Annotated in this window: 25 protein-coding genes; 8 read left to right on the top strand and 17 right to left on the bottom strand. The window is 62.5% G+C overall.

The window, feature by feature from the left end:
• The first annotated feature begins 11 nt into the window (after positions 1-11).
• Genes JWV26_RS20840 through JWV26_RS20855 form a run of 4 tightly spaced genes read left to right on the top strand, consistent with a single transcriptional unit; the run spans position 12 to position 4654 of the window.
• Entirely contained in the window at positions 12-1301 is a 1290-nt protein-coding gene (locus JWV26_RS20840; protein ID WP_206417724.1) for an NAD(P)/FAD-dependent oxidoreductase, read from the top strand.
• A 16-nt stretch (positions 1302-1317) separates the two neighbouring features.
• Complete coding sequence (locus JWV26_RS20845) at positions 1318-1875, top strand: helix-turn-helix domain-containing protein (RefSeq protein ID WP_206419246.1); 558 nt, start codon at positions 1318-1320, stop codon at positions 1873-1875.
• 29 nt (positions 1876-1904) lie between these two features.
• The gene (locus JWV26_RS20850) at positions 1905-3251 is read left to right on the top strand and encodes a glutamine synthetase family protein (protein WP_206417725.1); all 1347 of its coding nucleotides are present in this window, start codon (positions 1905-1907) and stop codon (positions 3249-3251) included.
• A 23-nt stretch (positions 3252-3274) separates the two neighbouring features.
• Positions 3275-4654 carry an aspartate aminotransferase family protein gene (locus JWV26_RS20855; RefSeq protein WP_206417726.1) on the top strand — a complete coding sequence of 460 codons (1380 nt, stop codon included), beginning with the start codon at positions 3275-3277 and terminating at the stop codon, positions 4652-4654.
• Positions 4655-4800: 146 nt separating this feature from the next.
• On the opposite strand, the gene JWV26_RS20860 is transcribed toward JWV26_RS20855, so the two are convergent.
• The 7 genes from JWV26_RS20860 to JWV26_RS20890 form a co-directional block, all read right to left on the bottom strand.
• A complete protein-coding gene (locus JWV26_RS20860; protein WP_206417727.1) occupies positions 4801-5817 on the bottom strand; it encodes an alpha/beta hydrolase in 1017 nt (338 codons plus the stop codon).
• A 36-nt stretch (positions 5818-5853) separates the two neighbouring features.
• The gene (locus tag JWV26_RS20865) at positions 5854-6114 is read right to left on the bottom strand and encodes a DUF2790 domain-containing protein (protein ID WP_045733158.1); all 261 of its coding nucleotides are present in this window, start codon (positions 6112-6114) and stop codon (positions 5854-5856) included.
• A gap of 59 nt (positions 6115-6173) precedes the next feature.
• Complete coding sequence (locus JWV26_RS20870; RefSeq protein ID WP_017675130.1) at positions 6174-6599, bottom strand: organic hydroperoxide resistance protein; 426 nt, start codon at positions 6597-6599, stop codon at positions 6174-6176.
• Between the two features lie 359 nt (positions 6600-6958).
• On the bottom strand, positions 6959-7411 hold the full coding sequence (locus JWV26_RS20875) for a MarR family winged helix-turn-helix transcriptional regulator (RefSeq protein WP_055985482.1): 453 nt from the start codon (positions 7409-7411) through the stop codon (positions 6959-6961).
• A gap of 73 nt (positions 7412-7484) precedes the next feature.
• On the bottom strand, positions 7485-7802 hold the full coding sequence (locus tag JWV26_RS20880; protein ID WP_074919024.1) for an I78 family peptidase inhibitor: 318 nt from the start codon (positions 7800-7802) through the stop codon (positions 7485-7487).
• A gap of 17 nt (positions 7803-7819) precedes the next feature.
• Positions 7820-8470: a YceH family protein gene (locus tag JWV26_RS20885; protein WP_074919026.1), complete on the bottom strand. Its 651-nt coding sequence runs from the start codon at positions 8468-8470 to the stop codon at positions 7820-7822.
• 48 nt (positions 8471-8518) lie between these two features.
• The gene (locus JWV26_RS20890) at positions 8519-9085 is read right to left on the bottom strand and encodes a TetR/AcrR family transcriptional regulator (RefSeq protein WP_074919028.1); all 567 of its coding nucleotides are present in this window, start codon (positions 9083-9085) and stop codon (positions 8519-8521) included.
• Positions 9086-9174: 89 nt separating this feature from the next.
• On the opposite strand from JWV26_RS20890, the gene JWV26_RS20895 reads away from it, so the two are divergent.
• The 3 genes from JWV26_RS20895 (at position 9175) to JWV26_RS20905 (ending at position 10827) form a co-directional block, all read left to right on the top strand.
• A complete protein-coding gene (locus JWV26_RS20895; protein WP_072424198.1) occupies positions 9175-9906 on the top strand; it encodes an SDR family oxidoreductase in 732 nt (243 codons plus the stop codon).
• A gap of 43 nt (positions 9907-9949) precedes the next feature.
• A complete protein-coding gene (locus JWV26_RS20900; RefSeq protein WP_074919030.1) occupies positions 9950-10543 on the top strand; it encodes a 2-hydroxychromene-2-carboxylate isomerase in 594 nt (197 codons plus the stop codon).
• Positions 10544-10611: 68 nt separating this feature from the next.
• Positions 10612-10827 carry a DUF3820 family protein gene (locus tag JWV26_RS20905; protein WP_003243834.1) on the top strand — a complete coding sequence of 72 codons (216 nt, stop codon included), beginning with the start codon at positions 10612-10614 and terminating at the stop codon, positions 10825-10827.
• Positions 10828-10903: 76 nt separating this feature from the next.
• Here JWV26_RS20905 and JWV26_RS20910 read toward each other — a convergent pair whose 3' ends face one another.
• The 7 genes from JWV26_RS20910 to fnr form a co-directional block, all read right to left on the bottom strand.
• Positions 10904-11152 carry a hypothetical protein gene (locus JWV26_RS20910; protein WP_072424196.1) on the bottom strand — a complete coding sequence of 83 codons (249 nt, stop codon included), beginning with the start codon at positions 11150-11152 and terminating at the stop codon, positions 10904-10906.
• Positions 11153-11382: 230 nt separating this feature from the next.
• Entirely contained in the window at positions 11383-12267 is an 885-nt protein-coding gene (locus JWV26_RS20915) for an SDR family NAD(P)-dependent oxidoreductase (protein WP_074919031.1), read from the bottom strand.
• Positions 12264-13817 (bottom strand): flavin-containing monooxygenase, encoded by a 1554-nt coding sequence (locus JWV26_RS20920; protein WP_206417728.1) that lies wholly within the window; start codon positions 13815-13817, stop codon positions 12264-12266. Before JWV26_RS20920 ends, JWV26_RS20915 begins: the two co-directional genes overlap by 4 nt.
• A gap of 56 nt (positions 13818-13873) precedes the next feature.
• Entirely contained in the window at positions 13874-14710 is an 837-nt protein-coding gene (locus JWV26_RS20925; RefSeq protein WP_206417729.1) for a metal-dependent hydrolase, read from the bottom strand.
• 236 nt (positions 14711-14946) lie between these two features.
• Entirely contained in the window at positions 14947-15762 is an 816-nt protein-coding gene (locus JWV26_RS20930; protein WP_074919073.1) for an ion transporter, read from the bottom strand.
• An 84-nt stretch (positions 15763-15846) separates the two neighbouring features.
• Entirely contained in the window at positions 15847-16395 is a 549-nt protein-coding gene (locus tag JWV26_RS20935; protein ID WP_017677215.1) for an adenine phosphoribosyltransferase, read from the bottom strand.
• 41 nt (positions 16396-16436) lie between these two features.
• Entirely contained in the window at positions 16437-17171 is a 735-nt protein-coding gene (fnr, locus tag JWV26_RS20940) for a fumarate/nitrate reduction transcriptional regulator Fnr (RefSeq protein ID WP_061239107.1), read from the bottom strand.
• Between the two features lie 153 nt (positions 17172-17324).
• Here fnr and JWV26_RS20945 point away from each other — a divergent pair, with 153 nt between their 5' ends.
• Positions 17325-17768, top strand: a complete 444-nt coding sequence (locus JWV26_RS20945; protein ID WP_017677213.1) for a hypothetical protein — start codon at positions 17325-17327, stop codon at positions 17766-17768.
• A gap of 47 nt (positions 17769-17815) precedes the next feature.
• On the opposite strand, the gene hemN is transcribed toward JWV26_RS20945, so the two are convergent.
• The 3 genes from hemN to ccoS form a co-directional block, all read right to left on the bottom strand.
• Positions 17816-19198: an oxygen-independent coproporphyrinogen III oxidase gene (gene hemN / locus JWV26_RS20950; protein ID WP_206417730.1), complete on the bottom strand. Its 1383-nt coding sequence runs from the start codon at positions 19196-19198 to the stop codon at positions 17816-17818.
• 231 nt (positions 19199-19429) lie between these two features.
• Positions 19430-20113: a sulfite exporter TauE/SafE family protein gene (locus tag JWV26_RS20955; protein WP_206417731.1), complete on the bottom strand. Its 684-nt coding sequence runs from the start codon at positions 20111-20113 to the stop codon at positions 19430-19432.
• Positions 20106-20312 carry a cbb3-type cytochrome oxidase assembly protein CcoS gene (gene ccoS, locus JWV26_RS20960; RefSeq protein WP_017677210.1) on the bottom strand — a complete coding sequence of 69 codons (207 nt, stop codon included), beginning with the start codon at positions 20310-20312 and terminating at the stop codon, positions 20106-20108. The genes JWV26_RS20955 and ccoS overlap by 8 nt, the downstream gene beginning before the upstream one ends.
• Positions 20313-20330: the final 18 nt, after the last annotated feature.

The following is a 20330-nucleotide window of genomic DNA, read 5'->3' on the forward strand; positions in this document are numbered from 1 at the left end:
ATGAGTCATCTATGTTTCGCCATGCCAGTGAGCACGTCGACAGCTATTACGCCCATAGCTGCAAGGATCGACTGACGCATCATCCCGTGCTGCGAGGTGATCTGCAGTGTGAGGTGCTGGTGATCGGTGCTGGTTTCAGTGGCCTGCATACGGCCCTGCGCCTGGCCGAGGCAGGCAAGCGGGTGATCCTGCTGGAAGCCAGTCGGGTGGCCTGGGCGGCTTCCGGTCGCAATGGCGGGCAGGCGATTCTGGGCTGGTCTTGCGACATGCCGCCGTTGGAGAAGACCGTTGGCCTCGAAGGCGCCCGCCGCCTGTGGGACGGTATGGCCTGGGCCGCGCAGGAATTGCGCGAGTTGCCGCAGCGCCATGGCTTCGATTGCGACTACCGCCGCGGTCATCTGTGGACGGCGGTGCTGCCAAGGCGGGTGGCATTGCTGCACGAATGGCAGGAACAGGCAGCCTACAAATGGGGGCACCGCGCACTGCAGTTCGTCTCCCGCGAGCAGATGCCGCAATGGGTCGCCAGCGAGCGTTACCAGGCCGGGCTTTACGACCCTGAGGCGGGGCATCTCAACCCGCTCAAACTGGCGCTCGGCCTGGCCGAGGCCTTCGTTCGCGCCGGTGGGCTGATCTTCGAGCAGAGCCGTGCGCTGAGCCAGAACAAGCAGGGTGCTGGCCACCGCGTGCGTACCGAGCAGGGCAGCGTGCAGGCCGAACGACTGGTGCTGGCCTGCAATACCTATATCGACGATCTGGAGCCGCGCCTGGCCCGCCGCATCCTGCCGGTGGGCACCTACCAGATCGCCACCGAACCGTTGGGCGTCGAGCGTGCCGAGGCGTTGCTGCCGCGCAACGCCTGCGTCACCGATAACCAGTTCGTGCTCGATTACTTCCGCCGCACCCCGGATCACCGCCTGCTGTTCGGTGGTGGCTGCACCTACCTGGGCGGTTTGCCCAAGGATATGGCAGCGGCCACGCGGCCTTTCCTCGAACGCGTATTCCCGCAGTTGTCAGGCGTGGCCATCGACTTTGCCTGGGGCGGGCATATCGACGTGACTCGCGCCCGGACGCCGGATATCGGCGGCGAGGATGGCCGCTACTGGCTGCAGGGCTTCTCCGGGCATGGTGTGCTGCCGACCCTGGCGGCTGCGAGGGCGGTCAGTGATGCCATTCTCGGTCATGACGAGGAGCTGGCGTTGTACCGGCAACTGCGCAATCCCGACTTCCCCTTCAGCGAACGCCTGGCTGCGCCTCTGGAGGCAATCGGCAAGGCCTGGTATCGACTGCGAGACGGTTTCTGACATGGACAGCGCCGAGATGAACCAGAACCTGGAGATGGCGGCCCTGGCCGTGCTCATCCACGACCTGCGCAAGCACAAGAAGGTCACCCTCAACGAGCTGGCCGAGCGCATCGGCCGTTCGGTGGGCTTTCTCTCGCAGGTCGAGCGTGGCTTGTCACGCCCGACGGTGGAGGATCTGACCGCCATCGCCGAGGCTCTCGACGTACCCACCACCTATTTCTACAGCCTGCCCAAGCCCAAGGCGCTGGACTGGGTGACCCGCCCGGACGAGCGCCGCACCCTGTACCTGGCCGGTGGCATCACCGACATCATGGCGTCGCCGACCTTGCAGGGCGCCTTCATGGTTGTCGACAGCCTGCTCGAACCGGGGGCCAGCAGTGGCGAGCGGCAGATGAGCGATCGTTCCGAGCAGGCCGGCTATGTGCTCGAAGGCCAATTGACGCTGTGGCTGGGTGAGGACGAAGAGAGTGCCACTCTCTATCCCGGCGATGTTTTCCAGGTGCCGAGCTATGCGCGCCTGCGTTATGCCAACCAGGGCGACACCCCCGCGCGGGTGTTATGGATCTACACCTGAACCTTCTCGTGAACCCGGAAATAACCACAATGAACGCCACCCGAGTCGAGCTACTCGACGAAGTCCGCCAATTCCGCCAGGCCCACCCCGAGGTGCGCTTCGTCGACCTGATCTGCCTGGATATCCCTGGGCATTTCTATGGCAAGCGCTACCCCATCGGGATGCTGGAAAAGGTCGCCGCCGGCAGCGCCCTCAAACTGCCGCAGAACTGCGTTCTGCTGGGGGCCCAGGGCGGGCTGTACGAGATCGGCGACTACTGCTTCCACGATGGCGACCCGGACGCACCTCGCCGCTTGATTCCCGGCACGCTCAAGCTGGTGAACTGGGAGCGCCAGCCACTGGGGCAGATGCTGATCAGCTCCGACGGCACCGAGGCGCCCATCGAGTTCGAGCCGCGCGAAGTGCTGGCGCGCGTGGTGCAGCGTCTGGCCGCACGCGGTATTCGTCCGGTGGTGGCCTTCGAGCTGGAGTTCTACCTGTTCGACAAGGCCCTCAAGGACGGTCTGCCGCAATACCCGCGCGACGACCTTAGCGGCGATGCCGACGATCAGCCGAACATGCATATCGAGCGCCTGTCGCGCTTTGCCGAGGTGCTCGACGACATCAGCGAAACCGCGCGGCTGCAGGGCATCGATACCACGGTGATCACCGCCGAGATCGGCCCGGGGCAGTTCGAGATCAACTTCAGCCATAACGCCGACCCGATGCAGGCCGCCGACTGGTCGGCGCTGTTCTGTCGGGTGACCCGAGGCGTGGCGCTCAAGCATGGCCATCGCGCCAGCTTCATGGCCAAGCCGTATCTGCAGTATCCAGGCAGCGGCATGCATATCCACGTCAGTCTGTACGACGAGGCCGGTGACAACCTGCTGGCCCGCGACGAGCAGCGCCCGCTGCGGCATGCCGTGGCCGGTTGCCTGGAACTGCTGCCGGAGCTGATGCCGATCTACGCGCCGAACCACAACAGCTACCGCCGCTTCGGCGCCCAAGTGAACTCGGCGAGCAAGGCCAGCTGGGGTTTTGAGGATCGCGACGCCTGTGTGCGCATTCCCGAGTCCGACGCGCGCAACCTGCGCCTGGAGTTCCGCCTGCCGGGCGCCGATGCCAACCCCTATCTGGTGCTGGTGGCATTGCTGACCAGTATCGAGCAGGGCCTCGACGCTCAGGTCGAGCCCATCGCACCACTGAATGATGACCGCGAAAGCGGCGTCGACTTTCCCAAGGACATGCTCGACGCCGTGCGACGCATGCAGGCCAGCGAGCGCGTCGCGGCTGGCCTCGGCAGCGAGTTCGTCATGGTCTATTGCGAGAACAAACGCCAGGATCACCTGGCCTTCATGCACGACATCAGCCCGCGCGAATATCGCTGGTACCTGTGATGTCTCGGATCGAAGGAGGCGACATGAACAACGCCCAGAACAACCCGAAAACCGCACACTGGCAGGCCCTGAGCCAGGCCCACCACCTGGCGCCGTTCAGTGATTACAAGCAGCTGGCCGAGAAGGGCCCGCGCATCATCACCGAGGCAAAAGGCGTGCACCTGTGGGACAGCGAGGGCAATAAGATCCTCGATGGCATGGCCGGTCTGTGGTGCGTGGCCGTCGGCTATGGCCGCGAGGAACTGGTCGAAGCGGCAGCTCAGCAGATGCGCCAGTTGCCGTTCTACAACACCTTCTTCCAGACCGCCCATCCGCCGGTGCTGGAGCTGGCCCATGCCATTTCCCAGCTGGCGCCGGCCGGAATGAACCACGTGTTCTTCACCGGTTCGGGCTCGGAAGGTAACGACACCATGTTGCGCCTGGTACGCCACTACTGGGCGTGCAAGGGCCAGCCGAGCAAGAAGATCATCATCGGCCGCGACAACGGTTACCACGGCTCCACCGTGGCCGGTGCCAGCCTCGGCGGCATGAAGTTCATGCACGAGCAGGGCGACCTGCCGATCCCGGGCATCGCGCACATTCCGCAGCCGTACTGGTTCGGTGAGGGCGGCGACCAGTCGCCTGAAGCATTCGGTATCTGGGCTGCCGACCAGTTGGAGAAGAAGATTCTCGAACTGGGCGAAGAAAACGTTGCAGCTTTTATTGCCGAGCCGATCCAGGGTGCTGGCGGCGTGATCATTCCGCCGGAGACCTACTGGCCGCGCATCAAGGAAATCCTGGCCAAGTACGACATTCTCTTCGTCGCCGATGAAGTGATCTGCGGTTTCGGCCGTACCGGCGAGTGGTTCGGCAGCCAGTACTACGACCTCAAGCCTGACCTGATGACCATCGCCAAGGGCCTTACCAGCGGTTACGTACCGATGGGCGGGTTGATCGTCAGCGACAAGGTGTTCGAGGTGATCGAAGCGCACGGCGATTTCAACCATGGCTTTACCTATTCCGGCCATCCAGTGGCGGCAGCGGTGGGCCTGGAGAACCTGCGCATTCTCAAGGAAGAAGGCATCGTCGAGCGGGTGAAGGCAGAAACGGCACCGTATTTGCAACGTCGTCTACGTGAGCTGGTGGATCACCCGCTGGTGGGCGAAGTGCGCGGCGTCGGCATGCTTGGCGCCATCGAGTTGGTGCAGGATAAAACTACGCGCAAGCGCTTCGCCGGTGATGTAGGCGTGGGCATGATCTGCCGCGGCCACTGCTTTAATAACGGTCTGATCATGCGCGCCGTGGGCGACACCATGATCATTGCGCCACCACTGGTGATCAGCCAGGCGGAAGTAGATGAGCTGGTGGAGAAAGCGCGCAAGTGCCTGGATCTGACCTGGGAGCAGGTGCGTAGCGCTGTATGACCAGCAATTCGCGGCTGAAGCCGCTTCTACGCAAAGGCAGTGTCTGTAGGAGCGGCTGGGCGGCATTCCGCTTCAGCCGCGAAGGACGATGATCAAAAGAAAACCCCGCGACCGGTACCGGTGGCGGGGTTTCGTTTTTCAGCCGCTTACTTGAGGCTGTTCTTCAGCGTCTGTGCTGCCTGATCCATGGCGGAGCGTACCGCCGGGACTTCGGACACCACATTGAGCAGGCCGTAGTCGTGGATCATGCCGTTGTAGCGCACGGCAGTCACTGGAACACCGGCGGCGTTCAGGCGGCGAGCGTAGGCTTCGCCTTCGTCGCGCAGCACGTCCATCTCGGCGGTCTGCACCAGTGCTGGCGGCAGGCCCTTGAGCTGTTCCAGGCTGGCGCGCAGGGGCGACGCATGGATCTCGTTACGCTGCTTCGGGTCGGTGGTGTAGTTGTCCCAGAACCATTCCATCATGCCGCGGGTCAGGAAGTGGCCTTCGGCGAACTGGTTGTAGGAGCCATTGTTGAAGTTGGCGTCGGTCACCGGCCACAGCAGCACCTGGGCGCGCAGTTTCGGCGTACCGGCTTCCTTGGCCTTGATGGCGACCACGGCTGCCATATTGCCGCCGACGCTGTTGCCGGCCACTGCCAGGCGCGATCCGTCGACACCGATCTGGCTGCCGTTGTCGGCCACCCACTTCGTGGCGGCATAGGCCTGGTTGATCGCGGTCGGGTACTTGGCTTCCGGCGACGGCGTGTAGTCGACGTAGATTGCAGCGGCGCCAGAGCCTACTACCAGGTCGCGGATCAGGCGTTCGTGGGTCGGATAATCACCCAGTACCCAGCCACCGCCATGGAAGAACATGAAGCCCGGCAGAATGCCGCGAGCGCCTTCAGGACGTACCACCTTGAGGGTGAGCGACTGGCCATTAACCTGGATCACCTTGGTGTCCACGATAATGCCGGACAGGTCCACCTTGACGTTGGCCTGAGCACCTACCAGTACGGCGCGGGCGTCTTTCGGCGAGAGGGTTTCCAGCGGCTGACCACCACCGGCTGCCAGGGCATCGAGGAAACCTTGGGTGTTGCGCTCCACGCCGGGGCTGCCGGCGGCGAAGCTGCTGTTGATGGCCAGGGCGAGCAGCCCGGCAGTCAGAGTGCGAGAAAATTTCATGGTCAAACTCCTGTCGATCAGTTGGGCGGCTGGTTGTCAGTTCTGGTTGGTGCAAACGCTGGAGAGTTGTTCGTAGTCGAGAACTTCCACGTCACCCGCGCTGTTGCGGTAGGTCATCGTTGCCGTGACCACTTCGCACTGCGAGCTGTTGGGCACGTCGATGGAAATCACCTTGGCGATATCCAGGTTCTGGCCGTAGCGGTAGGGCGTGGCCTCGGCGCTGTGGGCGAGGGTGGTGAGCGACGCGCTGAGTGCGAGGGCGGTCAGTGCGGTGGCGAACAGGGTGCGGGTTTTCATGGTGGTTCTCCTCTTGGGGCCACGCTCGGGCTCTGGCCGCGAGCGCTGGCTGCTATCTGTCAGACGATGGTCAAGGTGACGTCGATGTTGCCGCGGGTGGCGTTGGAGTACGGGCAAACGATGTGCGCGCGATCCACCAGGGTTTGTGCGGCTTCCGGGGTCAGGCCGGGCAGGCTGATGCGCAGTTCCACTTCGATGCCGAAGCCGGTGGGGATGGCGCCGATGCCGACGGTGCCTTCGATGAAGGTGTCAGCCGGGATGCTCAGCTTGTCGCGGGCGGCGACGAATTTCAGGGCGCCGAGGAAGCAGGCGGAATAACCGGCGGCGAACAGCTGCTCCGGGTTGGTGCCGTTACCGCCGGCGCCACCCAGTTCTTTCGGGGTGGACAGGGCGATGTCGAGGATGCCGTCGGAGGAGACAGCGCGGCCTTCACGGCCACCAAAGGCTTCAGCGGTTGCACGGTAGAGAACGTTTTCGATAGTCATGGCATTGATCCTTGTCGGTGGGGTAGTGATGGATTGGCTTGCTAATCTTTTGTGCGCTAACCGTTTCCATGGGGCGAAATATATTGCGCAAAACATTGGCGCGCAAGATAAATATATGGAAGATTTGGTTATAGCTTTTTGACTTTCAGGAATAAGCAGGCGCGATAGGGTATGTAGCCATGCTTTGCTGTAGATCCTGTAGGTGAATTGACAGAATCAGACTGAATAGAGGCGCAGGATGAGCCCGTGATGCGGGGAGATGGACGATGAGGCCGCTGAATACAGCGCGCACGAGACTTTGCCCGGCTAGGGGTGGCTACGGGTTAGCGGCAGCAGGCGATGGCTGGCATCGCCTGGGATCAGAGGGCGTCTTGCAGATGGCCGCGCAGTTCGATCAGGTCATCACGCAGCTTGCCTAGTTGCGCCATGTTCAACGCAGAAGCCTTGAGGATACAGGCAGGCAATGCTTTGGCCTGTTCGTGCAGGGCACGACCCTTGTCGGTCAGGTACAGCTGCACCACACGTTCGTCCTGGCTGCTGCGCTGGCGCTGCAGCAGGCCTTCGCTCTCCAGGCGCTTGAGCAGAGGCGTCAACGAGCCCGGGTCGGTCAGCATGCGTGCGCTGATCTCACTGACGGTGATGCCCTCGTTTTCCCACAGCACCAGCATGGCCAGATATTGCGGATAGGTGAGACCGAGCGCCTGCAGCAGGGGCTTGTAGGTCTTGGTCATCATCAGCGAGGTGGAATAGAGGGCGAAGCACAGCTGGTTGTCCAGCATCAGCTCGGCGCAGGGTTCCACTTGGGAGGTCATGGCATTGGCCTGTGCAAAGGTGGTTGGCGTTGTCGGCAATTGAGTGCAGGGCAACCCACACTCAATTGTGATTTCAGCCGCAGGATACGCGGGTGATCACGCGCTGATCATCGACATTGAGGTTAAGGCGTTGACCATTGTATTCCAAGGTCACCACGCTGTCGGGTGTGAGTATACGGGCTGTGCTGGCTCCGGCTTGCTGACGTGCCTGCTCGAGCAGCTCGGGCGTCACGGTCTTGCCTTTGAAGTGTTCGATGGCGGACGAGGTGCAGCTGTCCGGAGTCGGGCCACTCGGTGCGGCAACGGAGGTCGGTTTCTCGGCGGTGCTGCTGCAGCCGGCTGCGAGCAGGGTGGCGCCCAGGATGAGGCAGAGACGAGTTTTGAAATTCAATACATGAGCTCCTTGGGTTACTGCGCGCCTTCCAGGCGCGCCAAACGTTCTTCGAGGGCGGCGATGCGCGCTTCCAGTTCGACCAGTCGATCTTCGTTAGGTGCCGCAGCCTCCCCACGAGCAGCAGGGCGGCTGGTCAGCAAGCTTTCCATATCTGCAGATTCGCCCAGCAGATGCATATAGCGATCCTCGCGCTGACCACTCTGGCGCGGTAGCAGTAGCGCCAGACCGCGACCGATCAGACGCTCCAACTGATGCTGGACCTCGGCGACATCGTCGAAATCGTGCATGCGATTGCTGCGCGTGAGCAGCTCATTGAGCGTCTGCGGGCCACGCAACAGCAACAGACCGAGCAATACCGTCTGCGGCTTGACCAACTCCAACTGCTTGTCGCAACGCTGTTCCCAGCGGTCGGCGCGGCTGCCCATCACCAGATGTACCAGCTTGCGGCCTTCGAGGCTACGCAGATAGCGCCCGACTTCACCGGTTTCCAGGTTCATCAGCGGTTCGCGGCTGGTCTTCTGGTTACAGGCCAGTTGCACGGCATTGAGCGTCAGCGGGTAGGTTTCCGGCGTGGTCAGCTGCTTTTCGATCAGGCAACCGAGGATGCGCACCTCGACAGCGTGTAGAGGGGTTTCACCAACCAGCGGGGATGGGGTGTGCGACATGGATCGATCCTGGCAGGAATAACCCGCCTAGGTTAACGGCATCCGCGCTCAGCTGACAGGCTTCAATGTGTGTTCGAGCATGTCCAGGCTGGCGCCGAGCACCTGCTGGCGCGATTCCTGGCTGGCCATCATGCGCGCCAGCAGTAGGCTGCCGAGGCATTGCGCGAGAATCGTCCAGGCCAGTTGCGGGTCGCCGATGACCTCGGCCCAGGTGTTCTGCAACTGCAGGATCTGCTGCTCGGTACGCAGCCGAACGCGTTCATCGGCACGGGCGATCTCCGCGCCCAAGGCAGGCAGCACACAGCCTTTATCCGCTTGCTCGACATGCGCCAGGCTGAGATAGGCCGCCAGGCAGCGTTGCAGCTTGTCGCGACCGGCGTCGCCCGCTTCGCCGCCAAGGCGGCTCAGGCTGTTGTGCAGCTCGCGTTCGATCAGTTCAGCGAACAAATCGTCCTTGCTCGGGAAATGGCTGTAGAAGGCTGCGCCAGTCAGGCCTATGGTTTTCATCAGCGCGTCCACGCCGGTCACGGCAAACCCTTGCTGCTTGGCAATCGCGCCGCTGCTGGCGAGCAGGCGCTCGCGGGTTTCGGCCTTGTGTTCGGCGGAATAACGCATGGATGACTCCGTTCTATGCTGGGTTGACCTGCCCGAGATCGTAGCATAACGTTCGTTCAGCTAACGATCGTTAGTTAATGGAGAAAGCCATGAATGAGAACAAGAAGGTCGCTTTGATCATCGGCGCGGGTGATGCCACCGGCGGCGCCATTGCCCGGCGTTTTGCCCGCGAGGGGTATGTCGCCTGCGTCACCCGGCGCAGTCTCGATAAACTACAACCGTTGCTGGAAGAAATCCGTAGCGAGGGCGGCGAAGCGCATGGCTTTGCTTCCGATGCGCGACGTGAGGAGCAGGTGGCTGAACTGGTCGAGAGCATCGAGCGTGACATCGGGCCGATCGAGGTGATGGTGTTCAATATCGGCGCCAACGTGCCCTGCAGCATCCTCGATGAAACCGCACGCAAGTACTTCAAGATCTGGGAAATGGCCTGCTTCGCCGGCTTTCTCACCAGCCAGGCGGTGGCCAAGCGCATGGTCACCCGCGCACGCGGCACCATCCTGTTCACCGGCGCTACGGCCGGCCTGCGTGGCGCTGCCGGATTTGCCGCTTTCGCCGGGGCCAAGCACGGCATCCGCGCGCTGGCGCAGAGCATGGCGCGTGAACTGGGACCGTTGAATATCCATGTCGCCCATGTGGTGGTGGACGGCGCCATCGATACCGCCTTCATCCGCGACAGCTTTCCCGAGCTATACGCCAAGAAGGATCAGGATGGCATTCTCGATCCCGAGCATATCGCCGACAGCTACTGGTTCCTGCACGCTCAGCCCCGCGATGCCTGGACCTTCGAGCTGGATCTGCGCCCGTGGATCGAGCGCTGGTAACCTGCGCTGAACCCATAACCACAATAACGAGCGAGTGAAAGCCATGAGCAAGACGGTGGAGTTCTTCTTCGACCTGGGCAGCCCGGCCTCTTACCTGGCCCATACCCAGCTACCTGATCTGTGTCGCGACGCCGGCGCTGAATTGGTCTATCGGCCGATGCTGCTCGGCGGCGTGTTCCAGGCCACCGGCAATGCCTCGCCGGCGATGATTCCGGCCAAGGGGCGCTACATGATTCGCGACCTGGCGCGCTTTGCCGAGCGCTATGGCGTACCGATGCGCTTCAACCCGCACTTTCCGATCAATACCCTGACGCTGATGCGCTTGCTGGTGGCCGTTCAACTGCATCAGCCGGAGCGCTTCGACGATGCCTTGCCGGCGCTATTCCGGGCGATCTGGGTCGACGGGGTGAACATGGGGGATCCGGTCAAGGTGGCAGGCGTGCTGGTTGCCGCTGGTTTCGATGCAGCCGCCCTGCAGGCGCAGATCGCTGAACCGGCAGTGAAGGACGCGCTCAAGGTGACTACCGAGGAGGCGGTCAAACGCGGCGTATTTGGCGCGCCGACCTGCTTTGTTGGCGGCGAGATGTTCTTCGGCCAGGATCGCCTAGATTTCGTTCGCGAAGCACTTCGCGGCTAGGTGCTTTTCGTCCAGGGCCTGATGCCTGGCACAATGACCGGATCATTTTCCGGCCATTCGAGTAACCGATGAACCCCGAAGCGCTGAAACTCCTGGTAACCCGCCGCATGCCTTACGGCAAGTACAAGGACCGGCTGATCGCCGATCTGCCGGGCCACTACCTCAACTGGTTCGCCCGTACGGGTTTTCCCAAGGGCGAGCTGGGTCAGCTGCTCGCGCTGATGCAGGAGATCGATCACAACGGTCTCAAACCGTTGCTCGATCCGTTGCGCGACCGTTCCTAGCCCGCATGCAATCCGGGGATAATTTCCGATCTCTCCCGGATTTCATGCGGGCTAAGACCCTACGTCTGGGTTGCCCTCAGTGCCAATTGCGGCCGTGATCCAGCTTCTGATCTACCAGCCATTTGCCATGGGCGATGGACGCGTGCTGGGCCTTGCTCAGGTCATCCATGAAGGCGTAATCCACCGGCAAGGTCTGGCGTTTGCTGGTGTTGCCGTTGGGATCGGTAATCTGGCAACCGCCGGCCCAGGGTGTCGGCAGGCCGGGATGTTCCATGACGCTGGCGCGGATGGTGTGGTCGCGGTGGGTGCAGGTAAGCGCGCTCATGAGGCCACCTCGTGGATCAAGGCGCCGCCCTCGATGTCGACGCCACACCGAGGTTCCAGCCGGGAGCCGGTAGCGGCGCCGCGTGGATGAGTGATGCGTCTGTTTCCTCACCTTAGCGCAAATGCCGGCGAACCGAATGTTGGCCGACAAACGTGCCACGTTCTCTCGTATGGTCGCAAGCGCCCAGGGCCGCGTACCTCCCAGGGGCATGCAACCAATGTCGGCTTACCCTAGGAGATCTCGCGCACCCCGTCTGCGCTCCGTGCTTTGGATGCGAAGCGGGCAGCCGTACGCATCGACAGAGTGACCAGGCGTTGGTACAGCGCCGGCATGCTGCGTTGCATCCAGTCCAGGGCACGGGCATCGGTACCGATGAGGATGCGCCGCTTGTTGGCCAGCACTCCATTTACGATGACCTTCGCCGCCTGTTCCGGCGTGGTGCGCAGTAGCTGGTCGTTGAACTGCTGGCGCGCCTGTTCGGCTTCCTGGCCGGTGACCTTGGCCAGGCTGTCGTTCATCCGCGCGGTCTTGGCGATGTTGGTCTTGATGCCGCCCGGATGCACGCAGCTGGCGGAAACCCCGCAATCGGCCATGTCCAGCTCCTGGCGCAGCGATTCGGTAAAGCCGCGCACGGCGAACTTGCTGGCGTTATAGGCGCTCATGCCCGGCTGGGAGAACAGGCCGAACACGCTGGAGACGTTGATCACGTGACCCTGGCCGGCCGCCTTGAGGTAGGGCAGGAAGGCCTTGGTGCCGTTGACTACGCCCCAGAAGTTGATGTTCATGATCCATTCGTAGTCGTTGTAATCGTTGCCCTCCACCGTGCCGCCCTGAGCCACGCCGGCATTGTTGAAGATGGCGTTGACCCGGCCGAACTCGATGACGATCTGCTCGGCCCAGGCCTCGACGGCGGCGCGATCAGCAACGTCGACCCGCTGCTGGCTGACGGTGACGCCGAGCTTGCGTGCCTGCTCGACGGTTTCCTTGAGGCCCTCGACATTGACGTCGGACAGCGCCAGGTGGCAGCCCTGGCGCGCCAGGTGATAGGCGAGGGCGCGGCCGATACCGGAGCCGGCGCCGGTGATGGCGGCTACCTTGTTCTCGAAGGATTTCATGCGCTGACCTCCTGCACGTCGAGGCTGATGGCATTGCTCTGCGCCGGATGGGCGGCGTGTTGGCGACTGAAGTGATAGGCATGCGGATCGAAGTTGCGCGTCAGCATGCGAAAGCGCCAGGTGAAGCCGGGCCACACCGTGCAGTTGCGCCCGCTGACCGGGTGCAGATACCAGCTCATGCAGCCGCCGGCATTCCATACGGTGCTGCCGAGAGTGCCCTGGATCTTGCGATTGAAGGCGTCCTGCGCCTCGCGCTTGGGCTCCAGGCTCTGCAGCCGGCCCTCTTCGAGCTGCTTGAGAGCGCCGAGCACATAGGTGATCTGCGACTCGATCATGTAGACCATGGAGTTGTGGCCCAGACCGGTGTTCGGCCCCATGAGGAAGAACAGGTTGGGGAAGCCCGTGGTCATGGTGCCCTTGTAGGCTTCCGGGCCTTCGGGCCAGGTGTCGAGCAGATCGACGCCGCCACGGCCGAACACCGTGCCGCGCGGCAACGGATCGCTGGGAGTGAAGCCGGTGCCGAAGATGATGGCATCCACCTCGCGCTCCTGGCCGTCGACGCTGCGCACGCCGCCGGGCAGGATTTCGGCGATACCGTCGGTGATCACCTCGACGTTGGCCTGGGTCAGCGCCGGGTAGTAATCGTTGGAGATCAGCACGCGCTTGCAGCCCATGGTGTAGTCCGGGGTGACCTTGGCGCGCAGCACCGGGTCCTTGATCTGCTTCTTGATATACAGCTTGGCGATGCCCTGGGCCATGCGCAGCAAGCGCGGGGCGAAGGCGAAGGCGATCACCCGGCTTTCGAGGATGCCGTACAGCACGCCGCGCCAGAGTTTCTGCGCCAGCGGAAAGCGCTTGAAGCGCTGGCGTTCGCCATCGCGAATGGCGCGATCAGGCTTGGGCATGATCCACGGCGCGGTGCGCTGGTAGAGATCGAGGCGAGCCACCTGCTTCTGAATCTGCGGCACGAACTGGATGGCCGAAGCGCCGGTGCCAATCACCGCCACGCGTTTGCCGGTCAGGTCGTAGTCGTGATTCCACTGCTGTGAGTGGAACACCTCGCCGGTGAAGTGCTCCAGGCCCTTGAGCTTGGGAATCGACGGGGTAGAGAGCGCGCCCATGCCGGAGACCACGAACTGCGCACTGTAGCGGTTGCCGGCGCGGTCCTGCAGATGCCATAGCTCGGCGTGCTCGTCCCAGCGTATCTGCACCACTTCTGTGTCCAGCAGGGTCTTGTCCTGCAGCCGATACTTCTCCCAGCAACCTTCCAGGTAGGCCTTGATTTCCGGCTGCCTGGCGAACATCCGCGTCCAGTTCGGGTTCGGCTCGAAGGAGAACGAATACAGATGCGATTGCACGTCGCAGCCGCATCCTGGGTAGTTGTTCACCCGCCAGGTGCCGCCGACGCCGGCTTCCTTTTCGAACAGCAGGAAGTCCTGCTCGCCCTGTTGCTTGAGGCGAATGGCCATGCCGAGGCCGGAGAAACCGCTGCCAAGGATGGCGATCTTGCAATGGCGGCCAGCGATAGGGGGTGACACGGGCGCATTCATGACCGAACTCCTGCTTGTCGTTGTTGTTGGTGTCTAAATCCGTACGCCAAGAGGCCTCAGCTGCTGAAACCGAGGCGCTCGCGCCAGCGGTTTTCCAGTTTGTCGGTGTCGTGATCCTTGGGGTGGAAGCCGGGGCGGTAGTAGTCCAGATAGGGGCCGAGCAGCCTGGTGAAGAAGCCATTACGCGGGCCGAACAGCTTCTTCAGGCCGAAGCCCCAGCTGCGCCAGTTGAACAGTTGGCCGTCCTTGCGCAGCAGGTGAATCTGGAACCAGCCGATCACGCCGAGGAACATCAGGGTGGTCAGCATCATCACCAGCGTGCGGGTGAAGTAGCCGCCGTAGACCTTCTGGTAGACGTCGTAGCACACGGCCTTGTGCTCGTTTTCCTCGATGGCGTGCCACATCCACAGTTGATAGAGCTTCGGATCGTTCATCTGTGTGGTGAGATCTTCACGCTTGAGCAACTGCTCGGCCATGGTCGCGGTGAAGTGTTCCAGGGCGCAGGTGGCTGCCAGGCGTTGCTTCTTGGTACTGAAGCGGGTCGTCCATTCGAGCAGTACCTTGATGCGCCGCTCGAGGCGCTCCAGGTCGATACCGTGCTCATTGGCGTAGTCGTTGTAGGCCGCATGCTCCTTGGAGTGCATGGCCTCCTGACCGATGAAGGCGCTGATGTCCTTTTTCAGCTGCGGCTCGCTGACCTGATCGCGTACGGCGCGCACGCTGTCGACGAAGAACTTCTCGCCGTAGGGGAACAGCGACGACAGGTTGTTCATGAAGTGGCTCATGAACGGGTCGTCGTAGAACCAGTACTTCGGTGTCTCGCTGAAACTGAAGTCCATGCGACGCACCGGAAAGCTGGGTTTCGGCTGGGGTAGGGTGGTACTGGCGCTCATCGTTCGAGTCCTCTTCTGGGCGTTGGTACTCCCGATTGTCGTGCGGCTCTGGCTGGCAGCACTCGGGGTCGCAGATGGCTAATCTCGACAGACCAACTGTGTCATTGAACGATGTAACTATCGGGCGTGCGGGCGCTGAGCGCCGCCAACTTAAGGCGGGTCTGATGGGTAGATTTCAGGAAAGAAGGTAAGCAACCCGCCGCGGTAAATGCGGCGGATTGCGCTGACGGCGGGGTTTAGGGCGCGTTACGGCGCAGCTCGGCCACTTCACTGCGCAGTGCGCGCAGCTCGTCGAGAATTGCCTGTTCGCGAGTTGCTGCGGCCTGCTCCTCGGCATTGGGCTCGTGGGTGCTCTGCATCGCGTTGACGATAACGGCGATGAACAGGTTGAGCATCATGAATGTCGCGACGAGGATATAAGGCACGAAGAACAGCCAGGCCAGTGGATGCTCTTCCATCACCGGGCGCACAATGCCCATCGACCAGCTTTCCAGGGTCATCACCTGGAACAGGGTGTACAGACTGGCGCCGATGTTACCGAACCACTCTGGAAAGCTTTCACCAAACAGCTGGGTGGCCATCACTGCAGCGACGTAGAACACCAACCCCATCAGCATGACGATGCTGCCCATGCCAGGCAGCGAAGCGAGCAGCGCCTGCACCACCTTGCGCATGCTCGGATTGATCGACACCAGTCGCAGGACGCGCAGCACGCGCAAGGCACGCAGCACGGCGAAGGGGCCGCTTGCCGGTACCAGAGCGATGCCGACTACCAGGCAATCGAATACCGCCCAGGGATCGCGCAGCAGGCCGATGCCGCGGGCGGTGAAGCGCAGCGCCAGCTCGATGACGAAGCAGGTGAGGATGAAGGTATCGAGGATTAGTAGCGGCGTGCCCCAGTCGGTCATGATCGACGGTGACGTCTGCAGGCCGAGAATGACGGCATTGATGATGATCAGCAGGGTGATCAGGCGCTGCATGATGGCGCCGTCCATCAGCGCGCCCAGGCGCTGACGCCAGTCACTGGATGGATTCAGTTCGAGTTCGTGCATGGGAGTCTGGTCAAGGTAATCGGTGATGCCGGGCATTACCCGGCTGAATCATCAACCCACTTGCGGGTTGGCAGGCGCTTTGGCTCAGTGATCGTCGAGGGCGAAGGCCGTCAGTGTGAAGGTGGGGATGCCGGCGTCCTGCAGTTTCTGCGAGCCGCCCAGCTCAGGCAGGTCGATGATCGCTGCGGCCTCGAAGACCGTTGCACGCATGCGTCGAACCAGGTTGGCAGCAGCGATCAGGGTGCCGCCGGTGGCGATCAGGTCATCGAAGATTAGCACCGAATCGCCTTCGCAGAGACTGTCGCTGTGCACTTCGAGGAAAGCTTCGCCATATTCGGTCTGGTAGCCCTCGCTGAGCACGTCAGCCGGCAGTTTGCCCTGCTTGCGAAACAGCACCAGCGGTTTGTTCAGTTCGTAGGCGATGATCGAGCCGATCAGGAAGCCGCGCGCGTCCATGGCGCCGATGTGACTGAATTCGGCCTCCACGTAACGCTGGATGAAGCTGTCGGCGACCATGCGCAGGGCGCGCGGCGACTGGAACAGAGGGGTGATGTCGCGAAAGATGACGCCCGGCTTGGGGAAGTCCGGTACCGGGCGGATCAGGGTCTTGATGCTGAATTCGTCAAAGATCATCGTGGGGTCCTAATGCGTTGAGCCCGCGAAATCGTGCGAACTCAAACGTCGAGATTGCCGCCGGCCAGAGCACACAGCTCGATCGGGTCGAGAATGTGCACTTCCTTGCCTTCGGCTTCGAGCAGCTTGTTCTGTTGGAAGCGGGTAAATACGCGAGACACGGTCTCCACCGCAAGGCCCAAATAGTTACCAATTTCGTTGCGCGACATGGCCAGGCGGAACTGGTTGGCCGAGAAGCCGCGGGCGCGGAAGCGGGCGGAGAGATTGACCAGGAAGGTAGCGATGCGTTCGTCGGCGGTCTTCTTCGACAGCAACAGCATCATCTGCTGATCGTCGCGGATCTCGCGGCTCATGATACGCATCAGCTGGCGACGCAGTTGCGGCAGCTGCAGAGCCAGGTCGTCAAGGCGCTCGAAGGGAATCTCGCAGACCGAGGTGGTTTCCAGCGCCTGTGCCGAGACCGGGTAGCGCTCGCCGTCGACCCCGGACAGGCCGACCAGCTCGCTGGGCAGGTGGAAGCCGGTTATCTGCTCCTCACCGCCATCACTCAGGCTGAAGGTCTTCAGTGCACCGGAGCGCACGGCGAACACGGAGCCGAAGGTGTCGCCCTGGCGGAACAGGAATTCGCCCTTTTTCAGCGGACGGCCGCGTTTGACGATGTCGTCGAGCGCGTCCATGTCTTCCATGTTCAGCGAAATGGGCAGGCACAGAGCAGCCAGGCTGCAGTCCTTGCAATGGGCTTGGTGCTGCTTGTGCAGCTTGATGCTCTCGGACATCGTTGGGCTTCCCAGATATACACGCAATATTCGTAAGGGTACCGCAGGGCTCGGGTGGCGGCCAGCCATATAAGGACTGACCGAGCGCTCAAGTTTAGCCTCTGGGTGCCGATCCAGACTGTAGAACCATAGTCCAAAGCAGGGAGCAGCGCGATGCGCATACCATCCAGTGGGCCGCTGAATAATCTGGTGCAGGGCGTTCAGCGACAATTTACCGCAGTTGAGCGGAGCCCCGAGGAGGTGCGCGAGGGGCTGCGTGTGAGTCTGTCCGAGTTGGGCAAGAGCATGTCGGCCAAGTCCGACAAGAACGAGGACATCGACAACAGCGATCTGCCCAAGGCGATCAAGGACCTGCTCAAGATGATCCGCGAGTTGCGTGCGCAGATCGTCGAGAAGCAGGCGCAGATAGAGGCGATCATGAGCGATCAGAGCCTTGATGCGGAAACCAAGCGCCAGCAGCTTGAAGGACTGCAGACCGAGCTGGCGTCGCTCAACAGCGCATTGACTGCGGCCAATGCCAACCTGATCAAGCTCATGCGTGAGAACGGCCTGTCGAACGAACAGATGCAGACCGCCGCCACGCTGGCGATGGGGTGATACGCCGGCCAGTGACGGAGTCCGTCGCTGGCGCAGGCTGCTGGTGTTCAGATCACCCGAGAAAAACGCTGGCGTACCTGATCGTTGAGATAGCGGTCGAACAGCATGCAAAGCGAGCGCACCAGCAGACGCCCGGCCGGGCGCACCTGAATCCCTTCTCCACCCAGCTCGATCAAGCCGTCGCGGTCGAGCTGCTGAAGCTGTGGCCAAAGCGCCGCGAAGTAGTCGCGGAACACCACGCCGTGGGCCTGTTCGATGTCGGCGAAACGCAGCTCGAAGTGGCAGATCAGCTGCTGGATCACGGCGCGGCGCAGGCGGTCGTCGGCATTGCAATGCAAGCCGCGGCGCGTTGCCAGCTGGCCGTTGCCCAGGGTCTGCTGATAGCTGGCGATATCGCTGTCATTCTGGCTGTACAGATCGCCGATCTGGCTGATGGCAGAGACGCCCAGGCCGATCAGGTCACAGTGGCCGTGGGTGGTGTAGCCCTGGAAGTTGCGTTGCAGCGTGCCTTCCTCCTGGGCGATGGCCAGTTCGTCGTCGGGCAGGGCGAAGTGGTCCATGCCGATGTAACGATAGCCGGCGCGCGTCAGCTGCTCGATGCTGTTCTGCAACATGGCCAGCTTGTCTGCCGGGCTCGGCAGGTCTTCGGCGCTGATGCGCCGTTGCGGCATGAAGCGTTCCGGCAGGTGTGCGTAGTTGAACAGCGACAGGCGATCCGGCTGCAGCGCGATGACCTCGGCCACGGTGCGGGCGAAGCGCTCTGGCGTTTGTTTGGGCAGGCCGTAGATCAGGTCGATGTTCACCGAGCGGAACTGCAGGGTACGCGCCGCCTCGACGATGGCGCGGGTTTCCTCCAGGGTCTGCAGGCGATTGACCGCGCGTTGCACCTCGGGGTCGAGATCCTGCACGCCGAGGCTGACGCGATTGAAGCCCAGCTCACGCAGCAGGCCCATGGTCGACCAGTCAGCCTCGCGTGGGTCGATCTCGATGCTGTAGTCGCCGGAGTCATCATCGAGCAGGTTGAAGTGCTGACGCAGGTGCTGCATCAGCCGGCGCAGTTCGTCGTGGCTGAGGAAAGTCGGTGTACCGCCACCGAAATGCAGCTGTTCGATTGGCTGGTTGCGGTCGATGTAGCGGCTGATGATCTCGATTTCCCGCTCGAGCTTTTCCAGATAGGGCAGGGCGCGGCCGCGGTCCTTGGTGATGACCTTGTTGCAGGCGCAGTAGTAGCAGATGTGCGCGCAGAAGGGCACGTGCACGTATAGCGACAGCGGACGTTTGGCCTTGCGGCTGTCGCGCAGGGCATGCAGCAGGTCGAACGGGCCGATATCGTCGTGAAACTGTACGGCAGTCGGGTAGGAGGTGTAGCGCGGGCCGGCGAGATCGTAGCGGCGGATCAGGTCGGCATCCCACTGGATGGCGTCGAGCATGGGAAATAATCCTGGACAGGCTGTGCGGCCAGTCTAGGGATGCGCGTAGGGGGTGGCCTTGACCTGAATCAACGGGGCTACAAGAGGGGCGGCCACAGACCACAGGCCTCAGGCTGCAGGCGAGAGCGAAAAAAGCTTCACCGGAGCGATAGTGACGTAGCCCGGATGCAATCCGGGGCTTGTGGCAGGTTTCCCCGGATTGCATCCGGGCTACGCTAGCCTGAAGCCGCTCTAATGCCCCATCAGCCAGTGCTGGTGAGGGCCTGGCAGGGTCCAGATGCCGAACAGGATGACCAGCAGGCCGCCAGCCATGCGCACGCCGCGCTTGCGTAGCAGGGTGGTGATGCGTTCTGCTGCCAGCCCGGTGGCCAGCAGCACCGGCCAGGTGCCCAGGCCGAACGCCAGCATCAGCAGGGCACTGTTGACTGCATTACCCTGGCTGGAGGCCCACAGCAGGGTGCTGTAGACCAGCCCGCACGGCAGCCAGCCCCATAAACCACCCAGGACCAGGGCGCGCGGCAGATTGCTGACCGGCATGAAGCGCCGGGTCAGCGGCTGGATATGCCGCCACAGGCCGCGGCCCAGTGCTTCGATGCGTGTCAGCCCGCTCCACCAGCCGGCCAGATAAAGACCCATGGCAATCAGCAGCAAGGCAGCCATTGTGCGCATCGCCACTTCGGCTTTGCTGCCGGCAATGGCCCAGCCGGCCAAGCCCAGTAGCAAGCCTGCAAGGCTGTAGCTGAGAATGCGCCCGAGGTTGTAAGCCAGCAGCAGTTGTAGACGCCTGCCGCGTTGCTCGGGGGGAATCGCCAGAGTCAGCGCGCCCATCAGGCCGCCGCACATGCCGAGGCAATGGCCGCCACCGAGCAGGCCGAGAATCAGCGCCGACACCAGCAGCGGTGTCAGCTCAAGCATCAGGTTTACCCGGCTTGTTGTGGTCCTCGGCCTGCTCGACGCCAGCCTTGTGCAGTGGATCTTCGTCGTCGAACAGAATGCTGTGCGCGGGGCCGTCGAGATCGTCGTACTGACCGCTGTCCACCGCCCAGAAGAACAGCCAGATGGCGAAGCCGACCAGGCCGATGGCGACGGGGATCAGGATGTAGAGGGCGGACATGCGGTCTCCAGTGGGCAT

Source organism: Ectopseudomonas toyotomiensis (assembly GCF_017167985.1).
In the GTDB taxonomy this organism is placed as follows: Bacteria; Pseudomonadota; Gammaproteobacteria; order Pseudomonadales; family Pseudomonadaceae; genus Aquipseudomonas; species Aquipseudomonas toyotomiensis.